At 65.0% G+C, this 3,798-nt stretch carries 4 protein-coding genes and 1 pseudogene; 1 reads left to right on the top strand and 4 read right to left on the bottom strand.

Annotated elements, in window-relative coordinates:
- Window positions 1-12: 12 nt before the first annotated feature.
- Entirely contained in the window at window positions 13-237 is a 225-nt protein-coding gene (locus NQU55_RS36090) for a hypothetical protein (protein WP_168096368.1), read from the bottom strand.
- 30 nt (window positions 238-267) lie between these two features.
- Between NQU55_RS36090 and NQU55_RS36085 the strand changes: the two genes are divergently transcribed.
- On the top strand, window positions 268-600 hold the full coding sequence (locus NQU55_RS36085; protein WP_168096369.1) for a hypothetical protein: 333 nt from the start codon (window positions 268-270) through the stop codon (window positions 598-600).
- A gap of 400 nt (window positions 601-1,000) precedes the next feature.
- Here NQU55_RS36085 and NQU55_RS36080 read toward each other — a convergent pair whose 3' ends face one another.
- From NQU55_RS36080 to NQU55_RS36070, 3 genes and pseudogenes are all read right to left on the bottom strand, one after another.
- Window positions 1,001-1,885 carry an HNH endonuclease gene (locus NQU55_RS36080; protein ID WP_168096370.1) on the bottom strand — a complete coding sequence of 295 codons (885 nt, stop codon included), beginning with the start codon at window positions 1,883-1,885 and terminating at the stop codon, window positions 1,001-1,003.
- Complete coding sequence (locus NQU55_RS36075; protein ID WP_168096371.1) at window positions 1,885-3,366, bottom strand: AAA family ATPase; 1,482 nt, start codon at window positions 3,364-3,366, stop codon at window positions 1,885-1,887. The genes NQU55_RS36080 and NQU55_RS36075 overlap by 1 nt, the downstream gene beginning before the upstream one ends.
- 148 nt (window positions 3,367-3,514) lie before the next feature.
- Window positions 3,515-3,798, bottom strand: a pseudogene (locus tag NQU55_RS36070) (hypothetical protein); the annotation flags it as partial.

Here is a 3,798-nt window from a genome sequence, read left to right as displayed (position 1 = left end):
TGATCACGACAGTCATCGCAATCTGCGGCACCCTGCTTCGGCAGTGGTCTGACGGCGTTCGCGACCGCTCAGACCGAGCGGCGCCGAAACGAAGCCCTGGAACAACAGCAGATACGTGAAGGGGCTGCGCGGGATCGCACTCAACGTCGCGAACTGCGCGTCGAGCACCGGAAATGGCGCAGGGACCGCAGGCAAGCCGCCTACCAGGGCCTGCTGGACGCTGCCCACGAGGCTCAAGGGGCCATTTGGCAGCTGGGACGACTGACGGTGGAACCGTTTGACCAACACCGCTATGACATCAGGCGGGGTGCAGCCATCGATGCCGTGCGTGCGACTCGCCGCGCAGCCGACGCAGTTCAGCTGGAAGGACCAGCCGATGTCGCCCAGGCCGCCGACGAGTATGCGAAAGCTATAGATCTGAATATCGAGCCGTCAATCGAGTCCCTGATGCAGCTGAGCAAGGGGCCACTGAGCGAGGAGCAGCAGGAGCGTTATCACTCCGCTGCTGCCGAGAGGAACGCCCTCGTGGAGCGCTGTCAGCAACGTTTTGTTCCCTTGGCTCGCCAGGCGCTGGACGAGTTGATGAATGACGTTGATTAGCCCATCCGCATCCCCGTCGAGCCGACCACTGATCGACTCGTGTGCGACTGCGGCCGCTCGGACCGTCCTGTCCGTTGGCATCGAACCCAGTCGCTTTGCCATCGAACCGAGTCGTGCCGCATCTGGCGTGCCCAGAGCCACGACACGAGAGAGGACCGGCGACAAGCCCGTCGACCTCAGCACGGGGCCGGGGCCCGTAAAAGGGGGCCTCGGGCGGCGAACCCGATGACCACGCATTCGGCCGGTCCCGCGGTGGACTGACCACGAAGACATCTCATGTCGCTGGAGGTCAACTCGGAAGGTGGCGGCGTCACGTCCAGTCCCAGAGCCGTGGCACCCTCTTTTCGAAGTGGCGGCATCCCCTCATATCGGCCTTCTCGGAGATTGGCTGTCGGGCCAATTAGTCGAGGTTCGTCTCCGCGCTTGAGCCGCGCCAGCCGCCGTTGACGTACCACTCGTCGGCAGCCAGGGCCTTGAACAGGGCATAGCCCATTGTGTTGGGGTTGCCCCGGTAGCGCCAGCCATCGGCCTTGTGCTCGAGCCAGCGGGCGATGTCGTTGGTGGGCATCATCGTGAGGTCGTGGTTGGTGGATGCGATGTGGCTACTGACCAGAAGGCTGTACCGGTAATCCAGGTCGAACACCTTCAGGTGGGTCTGGAGGCGTTCGGTGAGTGTGTCGCTCCAATCGGAGTGGGGGGATACGAAGAACTTCATGGACGGCTGCTCGTTGCCGCGTGGCCTCCTTAGGTGAGCGCGGAGCCAGGGGTGGTGGGAGAAGTCGTCGAAGTAGGGGTGCAGGGTTTGGTCACCCGCCTTGACGGGGACTGTGGTGAGCTTGCCCGTGTTGCAGTCGCGGCAGGCCGGAATGAGGTTAACCGGGACCACGCTGAGCAGCGGGTACTTGTTCTTGGGTAGGTGGTGATCGAGCGTGGTCACCAGGCCCTCCCCGCAGACGGGGCACCGGTTGTCCCGTCGACGGCCTTCCTCGTCGGTCGTACCTCTGATCGCTTCGTAGATGCGGCGGCCCGGAGCGCGGTCTTTGACCATCCGGTCGGTGTAGACCCCCTCCAGGGCCTTGCGGTCGCGAGGGGCAGTCGGCGCGGCCGCGAGGCCGGTGAGGGTGTGAAGGGCCTGGCCCTGAGCGGCTACCTCGTACGCGCTTGCCGCATCGGCCACCGCGTCGGTGAACGACTCCAACCGTTTTCGGCTGCTGGGGCGGGCGTTGCCGATGCAGGTGGTGTAGACGTCGCGAGCGTCGAAGGGCGGAGGGTCTATGTGCTGCATCAGTCGTGCCCCTCCACGTCGTCGCGCTGACCGAGCAAGGCGCTGAGCACCAACTGCGCCTCGCTGCCCAGCCGTCCGCTGAAATGTTCCAGGACAGCGTCGTAGGAGTAGCCGACGTCGACCAGACGCCGCAGCTCGTGCAGAAAGCCGGCCTCGGTGAGTTCCAGACCGAAGACCTCGTGAGTCAGCACGCCGACGTTCTCGCCGTACGTCTCGATGCGAGGCTGCGCAGCTCCGAGCTGCCCGCCGTAGCGCCAGAGCTTCCAGACGCAGTGGGCAGGAATCTCCTGGAGCACAACCGGAGAGTGCGTGGCGACAATGGCCAGCCCGTTGCGCTCGGCGAGTAGATCGGACAGCGCACGCATGAATGCGGCCAACAAGGGCGGATGGAGGTGGGTTTCGGGCTCGTCGATGATGACGAGGGTCCGCTCACTCACGTGCTCGATGAGCCGGGTCATTGTGAGCAGAACGAGCCGGTGGCCGGCGCCGAGGCGGCGGAAAAGCTGCCGGGCCTTTTTCTCGCGGCTGTTCAGGCTGGCCGTGTGCTCGAAGTTCTCCAGCCAGCCTTCCTCCAGGAGTCCGCTGCCCGGATAGTCGAGGGTGCGCAATGCCCTGATCCATTGTGGGCTGCGTTCGCGCGTCAGACATGCCTTCATGGCTTGCGCGAAGTCCTTCCTCAGCCCGCCAGGGGTCTTGAACCTGGGGGATCGGGAACCCTGAATACGCAGGCCCACATAGGAAGCGATGAACATCTCGTCACCCTCGACGAGGGGGAAGTCGTCAAAGGCGCTGAACGAGACGGCCACCAAGTTGTTGAAGGAGCGGCCCTCGCGGCCGAGCTCGATGATCCGCCCGAGCTCCTGTGGCTGCGGCTCGACCGCAGCGACGGCGCGGGCCAAGTGGGAAAGGACGTATGACTTCCCCACGCCGTTCCGCCCGGTCAGGGCGTGCACGTTGCTGGCCGGCCGAGAGCCTGGTTCGACCTTGAACTCGAACCGCACGGAAGCCATCGTCGGTGGCAGCGGCGGCTCGTAGGCGATATCGAAGCTCACGCGGCGCGCTCCACCCCGTGCGATGCGCTGCAGTTGTCCGCGCACCGTCGACATCTTGACGAAGCGCAGCAGCGAAGTCTGGGTCACATCTTGGTTCCGCGCGAGCCGGAAAGAGTCCTCGCCGTAGGCGATGTCCCGGAGCGCGGTGAGCACTTCCTCCCGGACGGCGCCGGGCATGTCACGCAGCGCGTAGTAATAGCTTTCATCCTGTCCCACGGAGAACCACCGCGAGCTGTCCAGTCGGCTGAAGCGCTCCGGAAGCAGCACGTTGGCTCCATCCTCGCCGTCCATCGCCACGTGGCCGATCTTCACGGTGCCGACCTCGGTCCAGCCCTCCCTCGTGAGAATGTGCAACGTAAACATGGTGCGGTACCCGAAGTCGTCCCAGGCGTCGTGGACGAGGAGCGCATCGAAGAGGTCCTCCGCCATGGCGCCATCTTCGGCCCAGCGATGGTCGCCATAAATTACCCCGAATCGCACGGCTTTCTCCGCCCTCCCCGCCTGCTGTGCTCCACCGTGACCTGCGACCTTAGTCGGCGGCGCGCACGGCTGTGCAGGGGGACCGGTCGTCGCGAACTCAACTGTCCGGCGTGAAGGCTGCCGCTGGGATTGGATCGCCGTCGCTTGTTGGTGAGGTGCGAGTGGCTTGGCTGGCGTCCAGGTACGTATGCAGTTCGTCCTGCGCGGAAGCTAGGAGCGCGGCCGGTCGCAGGATCGAAGTCCTGACAACCAACCGGTCCCGCTCCAACCACGACTCAAAGCTGACGTGCTGCTCGTCGTCGCCGCCCAGTACCACCCCGGGAAGTGACGCCCACCCCACGACCACCGAGACGGCCGGACCGGCACTGCATCTTCGAACCT

Origin of the sequence: Streptomyces telluris, assembly GCF_024519335.1 — a bacterium.
In the GTDB taxonomy this organism is placed as follows: domain Bacteria; phylum Actinomycetota; class Actinomycetes; order Streptomycetales; family Streptomycetaceae; genus Streptomyces; species Streptomyces telluris.
This window is presented reverse-complemented; position numbering and strand designations above follow the sequence as displayed.